Raw genomic sequence first — 17,693 nt, forward strand, 5'->3', positions numbered from 1 at the left:
GTATACGGATGTTTCGCACCCGGCGCGATCACCCCGCCGGCATCCCCGCCATGTCGCGCGCGCGAAAGGCACGCACGGCAGCGGCGCCCGACCTGATGGCACCTTCGATTGTCGCGGGCAATCCCGTCGCCGTCCAGTCCCCGGCCAGGAACAGGTTGTCCAGCACCGTGCGCGTGCCCGGGCGCAGCCGTTCCTGCGCCGGTGTCGCGGCGAAGGTCGCCCGCCGCTCCCGCACCACGCGCATGGGGGGCATGTCCGCCGGCAGGGGATGGGCCAGGGCCGGATCGATTGCGGCCCGGACCTCGTCCCAGATCCGCGCCGCCAGGTCGTCATTGCCGCGATCGGCATAGCGGTTGGCGGCGCTGACCGTGACCGACAGGATGTCGCCCTTGACGAATACCCATTCGCTGATCCCGCCGACGACGCCGATGAAGCGCGCCTGCGCCAGCGTGCCCAGCGCCACGGGCGCCTGGGGCAGGCGGAAATGGACGTTCAGGATGCTTTCGAACGCATCGGGCACCGGCAGGCCCGGCACGGCATCGGACAGCAGGTCGGCGGCCACCGGGGCGGGAGCCGCCATGATCACCGCATCGTCCGGCCCGACCGGAACCGCGCCCTCGGGCAGGCGCAGCGATGCGATGCGGCCACCCGTCACTTCGATACCGGACACCCGGCACCCGGTGCGGATTTCGGCCTTCAGCAGCGCCAGATGGTCCAGCGCGGGATCGACGAAGCTTTCGGACAGGCCGACGGCCGGGAAGCACGGAATGCAGGCCTGCCCGCCCTTGGCCAGGCTGTCGCGGATCACCGCGCCCAGCAGGGCCGCGCTGCCGGTTTCGCACGGCGTATTCAGCGCCGAGACCGCGAACGGTGCCAGCAGCCGCGCCGACAGCATGCCCGGCAGCAGGCAGTCGGACACGGTCTGGTCCGCCCCCGCCTGCATCAGCCGCGTCAGCGACCGGATTTCGCCCAGCCGCATGCCCGGCACCCGCCGCCGCCTGGACAGCAGCCAGAACGGCAGGCGGCCCCGCGACAGGTCCAGGGTCCAGCGCGACCGGTCGCCCAGGTCCACGAACGGGAAAATCGGCCGGCCGGGACCGACCAGGCTGCGTTCCGCGCCGATCAGGCCCAGATAGCGGAACACGGCGTCGTTCGCCGACAGCAGCAGATGGTTGCCATTGTCGATCCGGCAGTCGAGCTGCCGGTCGTAATAGGACCGCGCCCGCCCGCCGCAGGCCGGACCGGCCTCGTACACCGACACCCGCACGCCGCTGCCGGCCAGTTCGACCGCCGCCGACAGGCCGGCCAGGCCGCCGCCGACGATATGGACATGTCCCGCCATGCGCCTAGCCCACCAGGGCGCGGGCGGCGATCAGCAGTTTGCGCGGCCGCGACAGCGAAACCCGCCGTTCCGGGTGGCGCCAGCCCTGCTTTTCCTGCGCGGTCAGGATGGCGGAATAGGTGGCGCCCATCAGCCGCGCCGGCCGCATCGCGTGGCGGTCGCAGCGGGCCATCGCCCGGTGGGCGGCACGGAAATGATCGCGCGCCCGGCCGGCCAGCACGCGGCCCACGCCCTCCAGCCCCCGCGCGCGGACCGCGCGGGCGGCGTCCAGCGGCACGTCGAAGCGGGTCAGCAATTCGCGCGGCAGGTACAGCCGGCCGCGCTGGGCGTCCTCGGCCACGTCGCGCAGGATGTTCGTGATCTGCAGGGCGCGGCCCAGATGGAAGGCCACGCGGTCGGCCTCGGCCGACGCATCGCCGAACACCCGCACCGACAGGCGCCCCACCGCCGAGGCCACGCGGTCGCAATACAGGTCGAAGGTCGCTTCGTCGGGGGCGACGATGGGGCCCTGGGCGTCCATCATCATGCCGTCGATCACCGCGTCGAAATCGGCCTGCCGCAGGTCGAACCGGGCGATGACCACCGACAGCACGCGGTCCAGCGCGTCCGTCGCGCGCCCGGCATACAGGCCGGCGATCCGTTCGTGCCACGCACGCAGCAGCGCGCTCTTGTCCTCGGGCGTGCCGTCATCGTCCGCCACGTCGTCGACTAGGCGGCAGAAGGCGTAGACGGCATACATCCCGTAGCGCCGGTCGGGCGCCAGGATGCGCATGCCCTTGCCGAACGACGTGCCCGACGCGACGACCACGGATTCGACCTGCGCCAGATCGGCCGGATCACACCCAAGGGGGGCTGGCTCCGCCGTCCGTGCCCGCGCCGTGCGTATCCGTGTCAATCCCATTCCCGCCTTCCTGTTCCCGTCATGCATCCGCCGACGCAGGCTGTGTAGGGCGGAATCGCGTCCGTGACAAAGCCTGGCCCCTCATGGCAGTACGCGCAGCGCCCCCAGCCCCGCCCGCAGCACGTCGCCGCGCGACAGTTTCACGCGCCCGGCCAGCGGGTCCTCGCGCCGCAGGCGCGCGGTCAGGCGCCGGGCCAGCCCCACGATCACCGCCGCCTCCAGCCGCATGCGCCGGTCGCGGACCAGGCCCGGCAGGCGGGCGGCTTCGTCGTTCAGGTCGTCCACCCGGTCCAGCAGGGCGTCGATCACCCGGCGCAGCCCCGGCGACGCCCGGCAGGCCCCCAGATCGTCCAGCGACGCGCCCTCGCGCGCCAGCCACGGCAGGGGCAGGTAGCACCGGTCCAGCGCCCGCAGGTCGGCAGCACAGTCCTGCAGATGGTTCAGCACCTGCAACGACGTGCACAGCGCGTCCGAAGGCGCGAAGGTGGCCGGGTCCTCGCCATGCAGGCACAGCAGGAAGCGGCCGACCGGATTGGCGGAATAGCGGCAATATTCGACCAGTTCGTCCCACGATTCGTACCGGTTCTTCACGGCGTCCTGGCGAAAGGCCACGATCAGGTCGGTCGCCGTCGTCACCGGCACGCCGGTCACGGCCAGCGCGTGGGCCACGCGCGCCGCCGTCTGCGCGTCGCGGCGCGGGGGCGCGGCCCGGCGGCCCAGCACCACGTCCTCCATCGCATTCAGCCGTGCGATCTTGGCGTCGGGCGCCAGCCGGTCGGTATCGACGATATCGTCGATCACCCGGGCGAAATCGTAATAGGCATGGACATGCGGACGCAGCCGGCGGCTGATCAGCAGCGAGCCCACGGGAAAATTCTCGTCCTCCGCCCCCTTGCCGGACGAGACGTCCTCGGTCCCCCACACGCCCCCGTCGGTCGAGGGGGAGGAAGCTTCTTTCTGGCCCTGGATGGCGTTCACGTCATGTCCTGTCATCTGGCACGGGCCCGCCGGCCCCGGTCGGTTCGAGATAGGCACGGCTCTTCCACACCACGCCACGGCCGCGATGGTGGTCGATGGCCGAGCCAAGGGTCGCGGCGGTATAGAAGACCGCGACCAGCGGCAACAGCATCGCCCAGCCCGGCGACAGGCGGAAGCGCCGCAGGGTCGGCACGAAGCACGCCATCGACGCGACCCAGGCCGCCACCCCCAGCAGGCGGGGCGCCCCGTGCCCGAACAGGGCCAGCAGCATCGGCGCGATCCAGACCAGGACCATGCCCAGCACCGTGCCCAGCAGGACCAGCGGCGAATAGCGCAATTGCACATAGGCGGTGCGCGCCACCATGCGCCACACGTCGGCCGGATGCGGATAGGGGCGGATCGAGCGGGCCAGTCGGCTGTGGCCCAGATACAGGCCGCCGCCGCTGCGCTTGACATGCGCGGCCAGGGTGCAATCGTCGATCAGCGCGCCCCGCAGGGATTCGATCCCGCCGATCCGGGTCAGCGCGGTGCGGCGGATCAGGATCGACCCGCCCGCGGCCCCGGCGACGCGGCTGCGCGGATCGTTGACCCGCGCGAACGGATACAGCAGCGCGAAGAAGAAGACGAAGGCCGGCACCAGCATGTGTTCGGCCACGCTGGCGACGTTCAGTTCCACCATTTCCGACACCATGTCCAGCCCGTCCCCCTCGGCCTTGGCCACCAGGGTGGCGACATGGGCCGGGTCATGGGTGATGTCGGCATCGGTCAGGAATACGTACCCGACATCCTCCGGCACCTGGCGCCGGGCCTCGGCCACGCCCTGGGACACGGCCCAGAGCTTGCCGCTCCATCCCGGGGGGCGCTCCCGGCCGGTGATCACCGTCAGCCGCGCCAGGGGGTCGGGCACCGCACGCGCCAGCGCGCCGGTGCCGTCGGTGCTGTTGTCGTCCACCAGGATCAGGTGCAGCGCCCCCGGATAATCCTGGCCGATCAGCGAGGCGACGCAGGCCTGCACCGATTCGGCCTCGTCCCGGGCGGGAACGACGATGCAGACCGCCGGCCATTCCCCCTGCCCCGCCATGCCGGCGGAGGGCCGGGCCGGGGCCAGGATCGGCCCGCCCTGCCAGAAGCGTCCATGGAAACCGATCAGCACGATCCAGATCGCGGCACACAGCAGCGAGACGGCCAGCAGGAGCATTGCCATCGCGCTCCTAGCCCAGCATGCCGTTCTGGCGGAACCAGGCCACGGCATCCGCCACCGCGTCGCGCGCCGGGCGCGGGGCATAGCCCAGCTCCCGTTCGGCCTTGGCCGAGGAAAAGAACATCTTCTTGTGCGACATGGCCAGCATCTCGCGCGTGACGCGCGGGGCGATGCCGAAGCCGCGCGACAGCCATTCCGACACCACCGCCACCGGCCAGATCACCGATTGCGGCAGGCTGACGCGCGGCGGCCGCACGCCCGCGATGTCCGCCGTCATGGCGAACAGGTCGCGCAGCAGGAAATTCTGGCCGCCCAGGATGTATTTCTCACCCGCCCGGCCGCGTTCCAGCGCCAGGACGTGGCCCTCGGCCACGTCGTCGACATGGACGATGTTCACCCCGGTATCGACATAGGCCGGCATGCGCCCCGCCGCGCAATCCAGGATCATCTGGCCCGTCGGCGTCGGCTTGATGTCGCGCGGGCCCACGGGGGTGGACGGGTTGACGATCACCGCCGGCAGGCCGCGTTCGCGGACCAGGCGCAGGACCTCCTGCTCCGCCCGGTATTTGGACCGCTTGTAGATCCCGATCACCGCGTGCTCGTGAACCGGCGTGTCCTCGTCCGACACGGTGCCGTCGCCGATCAGCCCCAGCGCCGCGACCGACGAGCAATAGACGATCCGTTCCACCCCCGCGTCCTGCGCCGCCAGCATCAGGCGGCGCGTTCCCTCGACATTCGCGGTCATCATGGGCGCGGGGTCGGGCACCCACAGCCGATAGTCGGCGGCGACATGGAAGACGTAGCGACACCCCCGCACCGCGTCGGCGAAGGTGGCGGGCGCGGACAGGTCGCCTTCGACCAGTTCCGCCGGCAGGTCGCGGATATTGGTCAGGTCCGCCCCCTTGCGCGCCATCAGGCGCAGCGAATGCCCCCGCTGGAGAAGCGTACGGGCAACGGCCGAACCGACAAAACCGGTCGCGCCGGTAACAAGCGTGGGGGCAGTCATGATCCGATCGGATGCTCCGGTATATGTCAGCAGGCGGACGTCCCGGGGGAAACCCCCATGGGGCGGCCGGTTGGCGGCGAAACGATGCGGCACCATTTATCCCGACACCTCATGGTGGCGCCAGACCCTCCTCTGGTGTAAGTCAGGCCCAACCCATGCGCTGGAACGCCCTGCCCAGGACGTCCCACGGCGCGGCAGACGAAGTGCGGTCCATCCTTGAAAAAACTTACGATCCTGCTGGCCTTCCTGGGACTTGCCCTGATCACCGGTTGCACCGCCTGGCTGGGCGCGGGTTCGGTCCTGAAGGCGATCCTGTCGATCGGCATCGTCGGATTCGGCGCCACCGTACTGGCGCAGCTTGCGGTGGACGCAGTACTGGGTCTTGCCTGGCACGCGGCTTGCCGCGAGATCGGGCTGGTCCACCTGACGGCCGCGCGCATGGTGCGCGACGCGGCGGCGACGTGCCTGCCGTTCTCGCAACTGGGGGGCATCCTGGTCGGCATCCGCGCGACCGGCGCCCCGCCGTCGCCCCGGACCGGCGGCCGCGCCATCGAATGGCCGGAAGCCGCCAGCGCCAATATCGTCGACCTGACGACCGAGGTCATCGGCCAGGTCGTGTTCGTGCTGATCGCGGTGGTGTTCCTGGTCGCGCACCAGCAATCCAGCCCGTTCGCCAAGCCCGTCATCATCGGGACCGTGCTGCTGGCCATGGGAATCGGCGGGTTCATCTGGACCCAGCAGCATGGCGGCACCATCCTGAAGCGCCTGGCCAGCGGGCTGAGCCGCAACATCGCCACGCAATGGCACAGCGCGATGCTGAGCAGCGCCGACACCCTGCAGCAGAACCTGGACGCGGTCTGGTCCCATCCCGGCCGCATCGCCGAAGCCGCGGCGACGCACCTGATCGCCTGGATCGGCAGCGCGGGCGCGGTCTGGGTCGCCTATTATTTCCTCGGCGCGCACCTCAGCCTGGGCGACGCCATCGCGATCGAGGGCGTGGCCTGCGGCATCATGTCGGCCTCCTTCCTGGTGCCGGCGGGGCTGGGGGTGCAGGAAGCGGCCTATATAGCCCTGGGGTCGGCCTTCGGCATCGACCCGTCGATCTCGCTGGGCCTGTCGCTGCTGCGCCGGGGGCGCGACCTGGCGATCGGCATTCCCGTGCTGCTGCTGTGGCAGGCATCGGAAATGCGGGTGCTGCGCCGGCAGCGCAAGGCGCTGGGACCGGCCACGGCGCTGGCCCAGACCAAGGCATTGGCCCAGGACCCGGACGGCGGTGCCTATGCCGCGTCCGAACGGTCGCGCTGACCGGATACGCCATGACCGATCCCTCGCCCGCCGCGCCGCAGCCCCTGTTCCGCACGCTTGCCGTCATCGGGCCGGGCCTGATCGGATCGTCCATCCTGCGCCGCGCGCGGCAGGACGGCACGATCGCGGCCGAACTGGTGGCGTGCGACGTCGAGCCCGACGTCTGCCGCCGGGTGCGCGACCTGGACCTGGCCGACCGGGTGGAGCAGGACGCGCTGCGTGCGGTGGCGGATGCCGACTGCGTCATCCTGTGCGTGCCGGTGGGCGCGATCGCCACCGTGGGCGCCATGGTGCTGCCGGCCATGAAGCCCGGCGCGATCCTCAGCGAGGTCGGATCGACCAAGCAGTCGATCATCGGCGCCATCGCCCCCGCACTGCGCGCCGACATCGCGTTCGTGCCGACCCATCCGATGGCGGGCACGGAATATTCGGGCCCCGACGCGGGATTCGCCACCCTGTTCGACGACCGGTGGTGCCTGCTGACGCCGCTGGAGGACACGGACCCGGCCGCGATCGCGACCATCGAGACGCTGTGGCACCGCATGGGCGCGCGCACTCGGATCATTGACCCGGCCCATCACGACCGGGTCTGCGCCATCGTCAGCCACCTGCCGCACCTGCTGGCCTTCACCATCTGCGGCACCGCCGACGACCTGGCCGACGAAACGCGGTCCGAGGTCCTGGATTTCGCGGCGTCGGGCTTTCGCGACTTTACCCGCATCGCCGCGTCCGACCCGGTGATGTGGCGCGACATCTTCCTGAACAACCGCGAGGCGCTGCTGGAAATGCTGGCCCGCTTCATGGAGGACGCCCAGGCCATGGCCCGGGCGATCCGATGGGGCGACGAGGCGTTCATCGTGGACCGGATCGAACGCGGCCGCCACATCCGGCGCAGCCTGCTGGAAAACCGCCAGGCCTGAAACGAACAGGGGTCAAGGGGTCCGCGACCCCTTGCGGGTTCGGGCAGAGCCCGACCTTCCTCCCCCCTCAGGCGTCCGGCGCGTAGGTCGGGCTGTAGGTCATGCCCTCGATCCAAGACCGGATATCGTCCGGACGCGGCACGGTGGCCAGCCCGGCATCGAAGAGATATTCCGCAAGGCGGCAGGCCGACGTGACCTGGACCTCGAGAATCTGGTTCTGCGGCGGATACAGCATGCCGCGCGCCTGCGCCGTCACGTCGACCTGGTCGGCCAGGGCGTGTGCGGCCTCGATGATCAGCGCGTCGGGGATCAGGCGCGGACGCGTCGCATAGACCGCCAGCCCCAGCCCGGGGAAGATGTAGAAATTATTGGCCTGCCCGGGGCGGAAGACATGGTCGTCGCGCATGACCTGCGGGAACTGGACCCCGGCCGCGTACAGCGCCCGGCCGTCGGACCAGGCATAGGCCTGTTCGGCCGAGCATTCCGAATGCGGGATCGACAGCGGAAAGATGATCGGCCGCGCATTGATCGCGGCCATCAGTTCGACGACCGGCTGCGTGAAGGCGCCGCCCACGGTGGACACGCCGATCAGCACGCTGGGCCGCACGCGGCGGATGGTGGCCATCAGGTCGCGCGTGGGCTCCGCCGCATGGGCGTAACGCCGCTGTTCCTCGGACAGGTCGGTGCGCGAGGGTTCGACCAGCCCCTTGACGTCCATCATGGTGATGCGGGCGCGGGCGTCGGCCTGCGACAGGCCTTCGGCCTGCATCGCCTTGACCAGAAGGTCCGACGTGCCCAGCGCGGACGACCCGGCACCCAGGAACAGCACCGTCTGGTCGGACAGTTTTTCGCCCTTGATCCGCAGCGCCGTGACCAGCCCGGCCAGCGTCACCGACGCCGTGCCCTGGATGTCGTCGTTGTAGCACAGCACCCGCTCCCGGTAGCGCTCCAGGTAGCGGATCGCGTCCGTGCCCTTCCAGTCCTCGAAATGGATGCAGCAGGCGGGAAAGACCTCCTGCACCGCCGTCACGAATTCCTCGACGAAGGCGTCGAGTTCGGCCTGCGGCGGGGGTTCGTGCCGCAGGCCCAGATAGAGCGGATCGGCCCGCAGCGCCGCGTTGGTGGTGCCGATATCCAGCTGGATCGGCAGCGTGACCTGCGGCGGCACGGCGCCACAGGCGGTGTAGAGCTGCAGCTTGCCGATGGGAATGCCCATGCCGTTGGCGCCGATATCGCCCAGGCCCAGGATGCGCCCGCCGGTGGTGACGCAGATGAAGCGCACGTCGGACACCGGCCAGTTGCGCAGGATGTCCGCGATGCGGCCCTTCATCTCCAGGCTGATATACATGCCCCGGGGGCGGCGATAGATGTGGCTGAATGCCTTGCAGGCCTCGCCCAGCGTGGGGGCGTAGACGATCGGCACGAAGCGCGCCGGGTCGGACATCAGCACCTTGTAGAACAGGGTCTCGTTCCGGTCGACCAGGGCCGCGAGGTAGATATAGCGTTCCAGATCCGTCGGCTTGGCGTCCAGGTGACGCAGAGCCCGCTCGGCCTGCCGTTCCAGCGTTTCGATCTGCGGCGGCAGCAGGCCTTCCAGCCCGTAGGTCTGCCGTTCCGCGGCCGTAAAGGCGGTTCCCCGGTTGAAGGCCGGGTCGTTCAGCAGTGCCGTGCCCCGCAGGGTATGTCGGGCGGGTCGGTTCATGGTCGCTTTACTCCATAAAAAGCGGGCGTCAGATCCCCAGCAGTTCGTTGACGGCGACGATGCGCCATGCCTCGGGGAAGCGCTCGACGATCGTCAGGGACAGGTTCTGGATCGAGAAATGCAGGGCTGTCTCCGCATGCACGCGCAGCGCATGGGCCAGCCCCGCCCGGATCGCGCCGCCATGGCTGACGACGACCATGTCCCGGCCCGGATGGGCACGGACCATGCGATCCATGGTTTCGCCCACGCGGGCGCAGACCGCAAGCATGCTTTCGCCCCCGGGCGGGCATTCGGTGGCGGCCACCGACCAGAACAGATGCGGCGCAAGCGTCAACTGGTCGGGCAGTTCATGATGGCGCAGCCCGTGCCAGTCGCCCATCGACTGCTCGGTGAAGCCGGGTTCCACCGTCCAGTCCGCCGGGCCGTATCCGGCCTCCTGGATCGCGCGCGCGGTGTGCTGGGTGCGGCTGAGCGGCGAGGTGAACCACAGTGCGTTCCGCGGCAGCCGGGCGGCCAGGGCCTGGTACATGCCCCGCTGGGCGATCAGGCTTTCGGGGCATAGCGGCACGTCCAGCGCGCCGTAGAGCTTCATGCGGGCATTTTCCTCGACCAGTGCGTGGCGGATCATCCAGAAGCGGGTGACGCCGTCCTGCAGCTTCGGAGTGTCGAGGAAATGGCCGTGATTCTGGTTCATGTACGCCGATCCGGTCAGGGTCAGGGGGCAACGTGTCAGGGACGGGACCGAGACACCCCTGTATCCATAGCCGGAAGTGGAGCGTAGGTCTGTACCGGGTCGGCCGCCGCCAGCACCGCCCAGTGCCGCAGGATCAGTCCGATCTTGGCCAGGACCCGCAATCCATCGCGGATTTCGCAATCCATGCGCCGATCGGGCACCAGCCCACCATGCGACGGCTCGCCCGAGATCAGCCGCGCGCCGGCCGACAGGCGCAGCGCCCCGGCCGGCCCGTCCGCGCGCGCGGTGTGCGGCAGCGGCACCGGCTGGCCCACATGGCACAGCAGGCCCCCCAGCCCCCCATCCGCCCCACCATCCAGCGCCGGGCCGGGCAGAAGGCGCGACAGGTCGGTATTCAGCCAGCGATAGAGCGCGCGCGCCGCATCCAGCCCCAGCGGGACGAAGGATTCCACTCCCTTCGCCGCGTGCGGATCGCGCACGAAGAAGGACATAATGGTCGTGCGGTCGTCCCAGGCATCGGCCAATGGCGGCCGTGCCGGTGCCGGCACCACCAGGCGGCACAGGTCGGGATCGGCGTCGATGGCGCCTTCCAGCGCGTCGAGGAACCGGTCCAGCCGGTCGCGCACCACGGCCCGCGGAATGTCCTGCAGCGCGGTCATTTCCGCCAGCGCCGCATACCAGCGCAGCACCAGGCCCAGATTCTCGCCCGGCAGCAGGATGCCGGCGGCCGCGCAGGGCGGCCACGCCCCGCGATGGCTGTAATCCGCCAGCCCCACGGGCAGGCTGCCATGGTCCAGCCGCGCCGCCACGCCGGCCGGCAGCAGCAGCGCGCCGCAGAAGGGCGGGCCGGTGAAGAATTTGGACCCGGTGATCATCACCATCCAGCCCCGGTCCAGATAGGCCCGCACCCGCGCCGGGTCCAGCCGCGCCTGGCAGGCATCGACGACCACATCGGGCAAGGGCACATCCGGCGGGGGCACATCCGGCGACGAACCATCCTCCGCCAGCCCGTCCAGCATCTCCAGCCCCGGGGCCAGCAGCCCGGTCTTGGACAGGTCCAGCCGGTGCATCAGCACATGCCGACCCGCCGCCCGCGCCCGCCGTGCCAGGTCGTCGCAGGCCCGGTCGATGTCGGCGGGCGCGCGCAGCGCGCCGTCCGGCAGGCGCAGGGGAACGGACAGCAATTGCGTGTCGTCGGGAAAGCCCGCGATCCGCTGGCCTTTCGTCACCTGCGCCCCCAGGGCGGTGTCGTTGGCGAAATGGCAACCTTTTGCCGCTAGCGGTACGCCACTCCCGGTTTCCTCGGGGGCCAGAAGGATGTTGCTGACGGGATGCCCAGCGAAACCCAGCGTCGCCATGGCCAGGGCCTGCAATTCGCAATCGGTGCCCGAGGGCGCCAGGACGACGCATTCCGCGTCCGTCATCCGGTAATGGCACGCGATCTGCCGGCGCACGTCCTCGACCATCTCGGCCCGCACCCGGGCGCCGTCACCGGACAGTTCGCCCCGGATCAGGCGCAGGCGCGCGGCCTCGGCCCCGGCGAAGCCGCGTTCGGACAGCGACGAGGCGGTCGAGGACGCGAACGTGACCGCCCACGGCCGGGGCCGGTGCGAACAGCCGTAATGGTTGAGCCCGGTCGCCGGATCGATCGCCAGGCGGGCATCGCCGCCCTCGGCCATCAGGGATTCGGCCGGACCCAGCAGGGACCACAGCAGGGTCAGGCGCGCGCGCAGGCCGCCGAACCCGACAGCCCCGTCCGCCGGGGGCGTGACGGGCGGCTGCAACGGGGACAGGGTGGACCACACATCCGCCAGCCGGGCCGGTTCGGGCGGCACATCCGCCGCCATGTCGGCATGCCAGGCGGGGCGGCTGCGCCCGGCGGCGGGACCGTCCAGCCCGGCGAACAGCGCGGCGGTACGCGCGGCGCACAACCCGGCCAGGACCGGTTCGCCGGGCGCGACCTCCAGCAGCCGGACCAGTTCCAGCGCGTGCCGCAGCAGGACCGGCGCCGCCGCCGGCATGGCCAGGCACGGCGCGCCCAGCACGATCATGCCGTCGGCGCCGACGCGAAACGGCAATGGCAGCGCCGGGTCCAGGCCGATACGCCGCTCCCCCGCGATCACGCGCAGGTCGGGACGGTCGAGGACGGACGCCAGGTCCTGGGTCAGATGATCGGCGAGCACATAAAAATCCCTATTTCCATCATCAGTATGCGCGAACGCGGCAGGGCCATCAATCACACCGCCCCGCATGGGTCCCCCCGCGACGGCGCGAGCCAGCAGCAACGGAACGCAGCATGTGGAAGTCGATGAACGCGCCTGTATCCCGAACCGCCCTATCCGGCACCGCCGCCCCGCCCGCGATGAAGGGCATCCTGCTGGCCGGCGGGTCGGGCACGCGGCTGCACCCGATGACGCTGGCGACCAGCAAGCAGTTGCTGCCGGTCTATGACAAGCCGATGATCTACTACCCGCTTTCGACGCTGATGCTGGCGGGCATCCGGGACATCATGATCATCTCGACGCCCGACGACCTGCCGCAGTTCCGCCGCCTGCTGGGCGACGGGACGCAGTATGGGGTGCGCTTCACCTATCGCGTCCAGCCTTCGCCGGACGGCATCGCCCAGGCCTTCCTGATCGCGGAGGACTGGCTGCAGGGCGCGGCCTGCGCGCTGGCGCTGGGCGACAACCTGATCTTCGCCGACCATCTGAGCGTGCTGCTGCAGGCGGCGGCGCGGCGCGATGTCGGCGCCACGGTGTTCGCCTACCAGGTGCAGGACCCCGAACGCTATGGCGTGGTGAGCTTCGACGCCGACGGCCGCGCCCGGGACCTGGTGGAAAAGCCCGCCCAGCCGACGTCGCGCTGGGCGGTGACGGGGCTGTATTTCTACGACTCCCGCGTCAGCGCCTTCGCCCGCGCGATCCGCCCCTCGGCCCGGGGCGAGCTGGAGATCACGGACCTGAACCGGATCTATCTGGAAGAAGGCTCGCTGCAGGTGGAAAAGCTGGGCCGGGGCTGCGCCTGGCTGGATGCCGGGGTACCCGACGCGCTGATGCAGGCCGGGATGTTCGTGCAGACCATCCAGTCCCGCCAGGGCATGCTGGTCGGATCGCCCGCCGAGGTCGCCTTCCGCATGGGCTTCATCGACGCCGCGCAACTGCGCGACGTCGCGGGCGCGATCCGCAAGACCGATCTGGGCCGCCTGCTGCGCGACATGGCGGAGGACGCCGCATAGACGATCAAAATTTTGACAATCCAGTCCTCGGCATTTACCAACGCGAGAGTCGAGAACAAGGCACCCCGCTGCCACCATGGCCCGCGTCCTGCATCCTGCGAAACGACCCGCGATACGCCCTGGGACACACCCTGCCCTGGGCGCGTGGCTGATCGTCGCGTTCACGCTGCTGGGTTTTCTGGGCCAGTTGCTGGTCCAGAACCAGGCACGGCCCGACGAGGCGCCGCGCGCCACGATCGAGCGGCTGACCGGCATCGACATCGCCCCCGAAGACTGCGCCGGCACCTGCGCCATGCCGGCCATGCACATGGCCATGCCGGGCATGATGCAGGCGGGTATGACGCAGGCGGCGCCCCTTCCGTCACATGCGCCCCGGCACCATCATGACGGGTCGTGCCCGCTCTGCCCGCTGCTGCATATTCCGGCCATCATCCTCACCGGCCTGGCCTTTCTACCGCTTCCGCCCACGGGGTGGATGCGGCCCCAGTGCCGGCCCGCGCAACCCCGGGCGCCCCCGGCATCCGGCAGCCGTCTTCTTCCCCCCTCGCGCGCACCGCCTGCCACGGCCTGAACGGCGTCCCGCCCGGATGAACCATCCGCGCGGATGACGCCGCTCCGACGCCGGCAGGCCGCCCCGATTCCCCCATGGATTTCCCGCATGCCCCTGGATGACGACCAGGGCGCCGTGCGGACAATCCACGAGGCCCGATGACCGCCCCCCTGCCGGCTTTTTCCAGGTCAGCCCAGGACAGACATCATGTCAGGTCATCCACGGCCCGCGCGCCCAACGCACAGGGCCGGTCCGCGCCGCGTAGCGCTAGCCGTTTTCGTGCTTTCCATGCATGGCGCGGCCGTACCCGCCCAATCGGCGGCCACGCCCCTCCCCTCCAACCGCACCTCCAGCAGGACACCGGTCGCGCCGGCACAGAAGATCGATCCGCGAACGCACGCCGCCGCGCCGCCCGCGCCCGCGCCCAAGGCCGAGACGCTGGTCGTGACCCGGCAGGCCACGGCGCCGGACGCCAGGCGCTTCGCGCTGCCGCAGACCAGCGCGGGCATCGACCGGCGGACGATCGAGGCGACCGTCAACATCGTCGATACCGAAGACGCGCTGAAATACCTGCCCAGCCTGCTGCTGCGCAAACGCAACAACGGCGACACGCAGGCCACGCTCGAAACCCGGACCTGGGGCGTCAATTCCAGTGCCCGCAGCCTGGTCTATGTCGACGATGCCCCGATCTCGGCCCTGATTTCCAACAACAACACGAACGGCGCGCCGCGCTGGGGCATGGTGACACCCGAGCAGATCGAACGGATCGACATGCTCTACGGCCCGTTCGCGGCGGAATATCCCGGCAATTCCATGGGCGGCGTCGTGCTGGTCACCACGCGGATGCCCGACCGTTTCACGGCCACGGTCAAGCAGACCGGCAGCGTGCAGACCTATGATGCCTACCGGACCAGGGGGAACTACGGCACCGCGAACAGTGCGGTGACGATCGGCGACCGGATCGGCCGCCTGTCCTGGCTGTTCAGCGCCAACCGGGAGGAAAGCCTGGGCCAGCCGCTGTTCTTCGTCACCAGTTCCGGCATGCCGGCCGGCACGACGGGCGGGATCGCGGCGCTGAGCAAGACGGGGTCGGTCGCAAACGTCATGGGAGCGGGCGGGCTGCAGCACAGCACGACCGATAACGTGACGCTGCGCCTTGCCTATGATTTCACGCCATGGCTGCGCCTGAACTATACGGTCGGATACTGGGACAACCAGACCCGCGCCCGGTCGCAATCCTACCTGACCAATGCCGCCGGTGCCGCCACCTTCGGCGGTGTCGCGGGCTTCGCCAACGACACCTACACGTATGACGAACAGCACCTGATGAACGCGGTCTCGCTGAAGACCAGGACGCAGGGCCATTGGGACGGGGAAGCCATCTTCACGGACTATGACTACCTGAAGGACATCCAGCGCAATCCGGCCGGCGTGCTGGGCGGCACGAACTTCACGCCGAACGGCTATATCGCGCGCATGGACGGGTCCGGCTGGATGACGGCGGACGTCAAGGGAATCTGGCGCCCCAGCGGCGTCGGCGGCGCGCATGAACTCAGCTTCGGCGGCCATCGGGACCAGTACGACCTGGAAAACCCGACCTACAACACCGGCAACTGGGCGTCCTCGCCCGCGGCAGGAAACGGCACGCTCCATTCCAGCGGGCGTGGAACGACGACGACCTATGCCCTCTGGGCGCAGGAGGCATGGAAGTTCGCGCCGGGCTTTACGCTGACGGTCGGCGGAAGGCTGGAATTCTGGCGGGCCTCCAACGGCTTCAACCAGGCCGGCGCCGTCGCCGCCAGCCAGCCGCCGGAACATTCGACCAATTTTTCGCCCAAGGCGACGCTGGCGTGGCGGATCAACCCGGACTGGACCGCCAAACTGTCCTTCGGCGAGGCCTGGCGCTACCCGACGGTGTCCGAGCTGTACCAGATCGTCTCGACCGGCGGAACATATGCCGTCCCCAACGCCACCCTGCGGCCCGAACAGGTGTTCTCCAGCGAGGCCATGATCGAACGCCGCACGCACAGCGGCAGCCTGCGCCTGTCGCTGTTCCAGGAAAACACGCACAACGCACTGATCTCGCAAAGCACGTTGCTGAACAACATCTATACGACGACGTTCCAGAACGTGACCGAGGTGCGCAATCGCGGCGTGGAATTCGTGGCGGAACGGCGCGACCTTCTGATCAAGGGCTTCGACCTGTCAAACAGCTTGACCTATGTCGATTCCCGCATTCTCTCCGACCCCGGCTTCCAGAGTTCGACCGGCACCACCGCCGCCGGCAAGCATGTGCCCTATGTGCCGGACTGGCGCGACACGGTACAGGCCACGTGGCACGCGACGAAGCGCCTCGATCTGTCGGCGGCGCTTCGCTACCAGGGCCGGATGTATTCCACGCTGGACAATACCGACCGTGTCGGCCACGTCTTCGGCGCGTTCGATAAATTCCTTGTTGCGGACGTGCATGTTCACTGGCACGTCACGGGACCGCTGACGTTCGATGCCGGCATCGATAATATCAACAATGCCCGGTATTACGAATATCATCCGTTTCCGATGCGGACGTATGTTGCGGATCTGAAGGCCAGTTTTTAAGTTCTTTTTTGAAAAAAAGAACCAAAAAACTTTTGATCTGTTCAGGGGCATTGTGCCGGGCGCGTACGATGTCCCGAAACAGATCAAAAGTCTTTTTGCTTCTTTTTCTTCAGAAAAAGAAGACCCTTCCGCACCAAACCAGCGCTGACCCGCCCAGGCCACCCCGACATGTCCTGCCGAACCTTGGCCGCCGCATGACCGGCAACGTCGCGGTCGAACGCGCCGACAGTGCCGCGCCTGCGCCAGACCTGCCGCCCCAGGCCGCTTTCCTCCAGCCAGTCGCCAAAAGCCCACATCACAGGCACGCGCCACCGGCCCAGGGCCGGAATGCGCCACAGATCGACCGGCGGGGCACAAAACGGATTCCCGCGTTCGTACGCCCAGACCTCGACCCGCATACCGGCGTCCCGGGCGGCCCCGCGCGCATGAAAGCCACCCGTATCCGCGACGATCAGCGTATTCGCCGGCAGCGGAAAGGAGCGCGGCGGCGGGTAGCCCATGGCGGAAATGGTGTCTTCATCGACACGGAAAGATCCCCGGCCGGTCAGACGGTTTTCCGATCCGGATGCCTCGATGCTCATTCGTTTTTCCCAGGCCCGGCGCGCTGGGGTGATGATGTGCGAACCAGGGACATAGATGAACGGGCTGCTGTCTTCCGCGACGTCGGTCAGGGTGAACCACGCCTTGACCGTCGGATGGAAGGTATCGGCATGAAGCTGAAGCTGCGGGTCGGGGTCGCCCGTGACGGCATGCGGAAGAATGGTCTGGATATAATAAAGCGGTTCGCAATCGCGGCCACCGGCCAGCCGTGTCAGCTTGCCCAGCAGCCGCCTGTCCAGCAGGCGCCGCATGCCGGGCATCCCGGCCAGCACCCTGGGATCGAGCGCGATGCGGCGGGTGACCGTGTCGCCCTGTATGGTCTCGCGCGCCGGCCCGCGATAGCGCGTGACGTCATCAAGAAGCTGGCTGAATGCTTCGGCCGGCAGGAAATCCGGGACGACGACGAAACCATCCCGCGCGAACGCGGCCGCCAGAGGAGCGGGAACGCCGCGCCCCAGCCGCCGCCGCCGCCAGGCGGTGGCCCGATGCGCCATGGCCTGGCGCAGGACATGCAGCCCCCGTTCATTCAGCGCCCGGCTGCCGATCAGCGGATTGTCACGGAATGATTTCGCGCCGGTAAAAAGCTGAAGCGCCCAGATGGGACAGGACAGTATCCATGTGAACGTCTTGAACATGCCACTCGATCGTCGCGAAAGGGTGA

At 69.2% G+C, this 17,693-nt stretch carries 14 protein-coding genes; 5 read left to right on the top strand and 9 right to left on the bottom strand.

What is annotated here, in order from left to right; all coding sequences use genetic code 11:
* Positions 1-28 precede the first annotated feature (28 nt).
* The 5 genes from hpnE to hpnA form a co-directional block, all read right to left on the bottom strand.
* A complete protein-coding gene (hpnE, locus tag GDIA_RS09190) occupies positions 29-1,342 on the bottom strand; it encodes a hydroxysqualene dehydroxylase HpnE (RefSeq protein WP_012225046.1) in 1,314 nt (437 codons plus the stop codon).
* A 4-nt stretch (positions 1,343-1,346) separates the two neighbouring features.
* On the bottom strand, positions 1,347-2,243 hold the full coding sequence (hpnD, locus tag GDIA_RS09195; protein ID WP_012553996.1) for a presqualene diphosphate synthase HpnD: 897 nt from the start codon (positions 2,241-2,243) through the stop codon (positions 1,347-1,349).
* A gap of 81 nt (positions 2,244-2,324) precedes the next feature.
* Entirely contained in the window at positions 2,325-3,221 is an 897-nt protein-coding gene (gene hpnC, locus GDIA_RS09200) for a squalene synthase HpnC (RefSeq protein ID WP_012225048.1), read from the bottom strand.
* A gap of 1 nt (position 3,222) precedes the next feature.
* Positions 3,223-4,419, bottom strand: a complete 1,197-nt coding sequence (locus tag GDIA_RS09205) for a glycosyltransferase (protein ID WP_012553997.1) — start codon at positions 4,417-4,419, stop codon at positions 3,223-3,225.
* Between the two features lie 13 nt (positions 4,420-4,432).
* A complete protein-coding gene (hpnA, locus tag GDIA_RS09210; protein WP_041249738.1) occupies positions 4,433-5,428 on the bottom strand; it encodes a hopanoid-associated sugar epimerase in 996 nt (331 codons plus the stop codon).
* Between the two features lie 216 nt (positions 5,429-5,644).
* Between hpnA and GDIA_RS09215 the strand changes: the two genes are divergently transcribed.
* Positions 5,645-6,733 (top strand): lysylphosphatidylglycerol synthase domain-containing protein, encoded by a 1,089-nt coding sequence (locus tag GDIA_RS09215; protein ID WP_012225051.1) that lies wholly within the window; start codon positions 5,645-5,647, stop codon positions 6,731-6,733.
* Positions 6,734-6,744: 11 nt separating this feature from the next.
* Positions 6,745-7,653 carry a prephenate dehydrogenase/arogenate dehydrogenase family protein gene (locus GDIA_RS09220; RefSeq protein WP_012225052.1) on the top strand — a complete coding sequence of 303 codons (909 nt, stop codon included), beginning with the start codon at positions 6,745-6,747 and terminating at the stop codon, positions 7,651-7,653.
* Positions 7,654-7,720: 67 nt separating this feature from the next.
* On the opposite strand, the gene GDIA_RS09225 is transcribed toward GDIA_RS09220, so the two are convergent.
* Genes GDIA_RS09225 through GDIA_RS09235 form a run of 3 tightly spaced genes read right to left on the bottom strand, consistent with a single transcriptional unit; the run spans position 7,721 to position 12,301 of the window.
* Positions 7,721-9,355, bottom strand: coding sequence for an NAD-dependent malic enzyme (locus GDIA_RS09225; protein ID WP_012225053.1), 1,635 nt, complete (start codon positions 9,353-9,355; stop codon positions 7,721-7,723).
* Between the two features lie 28 nt (positions 9,356-9,383).
* Positions 9,384-10,049 (bottom strand): histidine phosphatase family protein, encoded by a 666-nt coding sequence (locus tag GDIA_RS09230; protein ID WP_012553998.1) that lies wholly within the window; start codon positions 10,047-10,049, stop codon positions 9,384-9,386.
* A gap of 35 nt (positions 10,050-10,084) precedes the next feature.
* Positions 10,085-12,301 (bottom strand): hypothetical protein, encoded by a 2,217-nt coding sequence (locus GDIA_RS09235; RefSeq protein WP_012553999.1) that lies wholly within the window; start codon positions 12,299-12,301, stop codon positions 10,085-10,087.
* Positions 12,302-12,411: 110 nt separating this feature from the next.
* Between GDIA_RS09235 and rfbA the strand changes: the two genes are divergently transcribed.
* From rfbA to GDIA_RS09250, 3 genes are all read left to right on the top strand, one after another.
* A complete protein-coding gene (rfbA, locus tag GDIA_RS09240; protein WP_012225056.1) occupies positions 12,412-13,284 on the top strand; it encodes a glucose-1-phosphate thymidylyltransferase RfbA in 873 nt (290 codons plus the stop codon).
* 76 nt (positions 13,285-13,360) lie between these two features.
* Complete coding sequence (locus tag GDIA_RS09245) at positions 13,361-13,855, top strand: hypothetical protein (RefSeq protein ID WP_012225057.1); 495 nt, start codon at positions 13,361-13,363, stop codon at positions 13,853-13,855.
* Between the two features lie 267 nt (positions 13,856-14,122).
* Positions 14,123-16,432, top strand: a complete 2,310-nt coding sequence (locus GDIA_RS09250; protein ID WP_231854307.1) for a TonB-dependent receptor — start codon at positions 14,123-14,125, stop codon at positions 16,430-16,432.
* A gap of 83 nt (positions 16,433-16,515) precedes the next feature.
* On the opposite strand, the gene GDIA_RS09255 is transcribed toward GDIA_RS09250, so the two are convergent.
* Entirely contained in the window at positions 16,516-17,667 is a 1,152-nt protein-coding gene (locus GDIA_RS09255; protein ID WP_012554000.1) for a phytanoyl-CoA dioxygenase family protein, read from the bottom strand.
* Between the last annotated feature and the right edge of the window lie 26 nt (positions 17,668-17,693).

The organism is Gluconacetobacter diazotrophicus PA1 5 (assembly GCF_000021325.1).
GTDB classification, from domain to species: domain Bacteria; phylum Pseudomonadota; class Alphaproteobacteria; order Acetobacterales; family Acetobacteraceae; genus Gluconacetobacter; species Gluconacetobacter diazotrophicus.

Bases quoted from the DNA above. Each gene is read 5' to 3' on its own strand.
- hpnE (WP_012225046.1), bottom strand. From the start codon at position 1,342: ATGGCGGGACATGTCCATATCGTCGGCGGCGGCCTGGCCGGCCTGTCG.
- hpnD (WP_012553996.1), bottom strand. From the start codon at position 2,243: ATGGGATTGACACGGATACGCACGGCGCGGGCACGGACGGCGGAGCCA.
- GDIA_RS09205 (WP_012553997.1), bottom strand. From the start codon at position 4,419: ATGCTCCTGCTGGCCGTCTCGCTGCTGTGTGCCGCGATCTGGATCGTG.
- hpnA (WP_041249738.1), bottom strand. From the start codon at position 5,428: ATGACTGCCCCCACGCTTGTTACCGGCGCGACCGGTTTTGTCGGTTCG.
- GDIA_RS09220 (WP_012225052.1), top strand. From the start codon at position 6,745: ATGACCGATCCCTCGCCCGCCGCGCCGCAGCCCCTGTTCCGCACGCTT.
- GDIA_RS09225 (WP_012225053.1), bottom strand. From the start codon at position 9,355: ATGAACCGACCCGCCCGACATACCCTGCGGGGCACGGCACTGCTGAAC.
- GDIA_RS09230 (WP_012553998.1), bottom strand. From the start codon at position 10,049: ATGAACCAGAATCACGGCCATTTCCTCGACACTCCGAAGCTGCAGGAC.
- GDIA_RS09235 (WP_012553999.1), bottom strand. From the start codon at position 12,301: ATGCGGGGCGGTGTGATTGATGGCCCTGCCGCGTTCGCGCATACTGAT.
- rfbA (WP_012225056.1), top strand. From the start codon at position 12,412: ATGAAGGGCATCCTGCTGGCCGGCGGGTCGGGCACGCGGCTGCACCCG.
- GDIA_RS09245 (WP_012225057.1), top strand. From the start codon at position 13,361: ATGGCCCGCGTCCTGCATCCTGCGAAACGACCCGCGATACGCCCTGGG.
- GDIA_RS09250 (WP_231854307.1), top strand. From the start codon at position 14,123: ATGCATGGCGCGGCCGTACCCGCCCAATCGGCGGCCACGCCCCTCCCC.
- GDIA_RS09255 (WP_012554000.1), bottom strand. From the start codon at position 17,667: ATGTTCAAGACGTTCACATGGATACTGTCCTGTCCCATCTGGGCGCTT.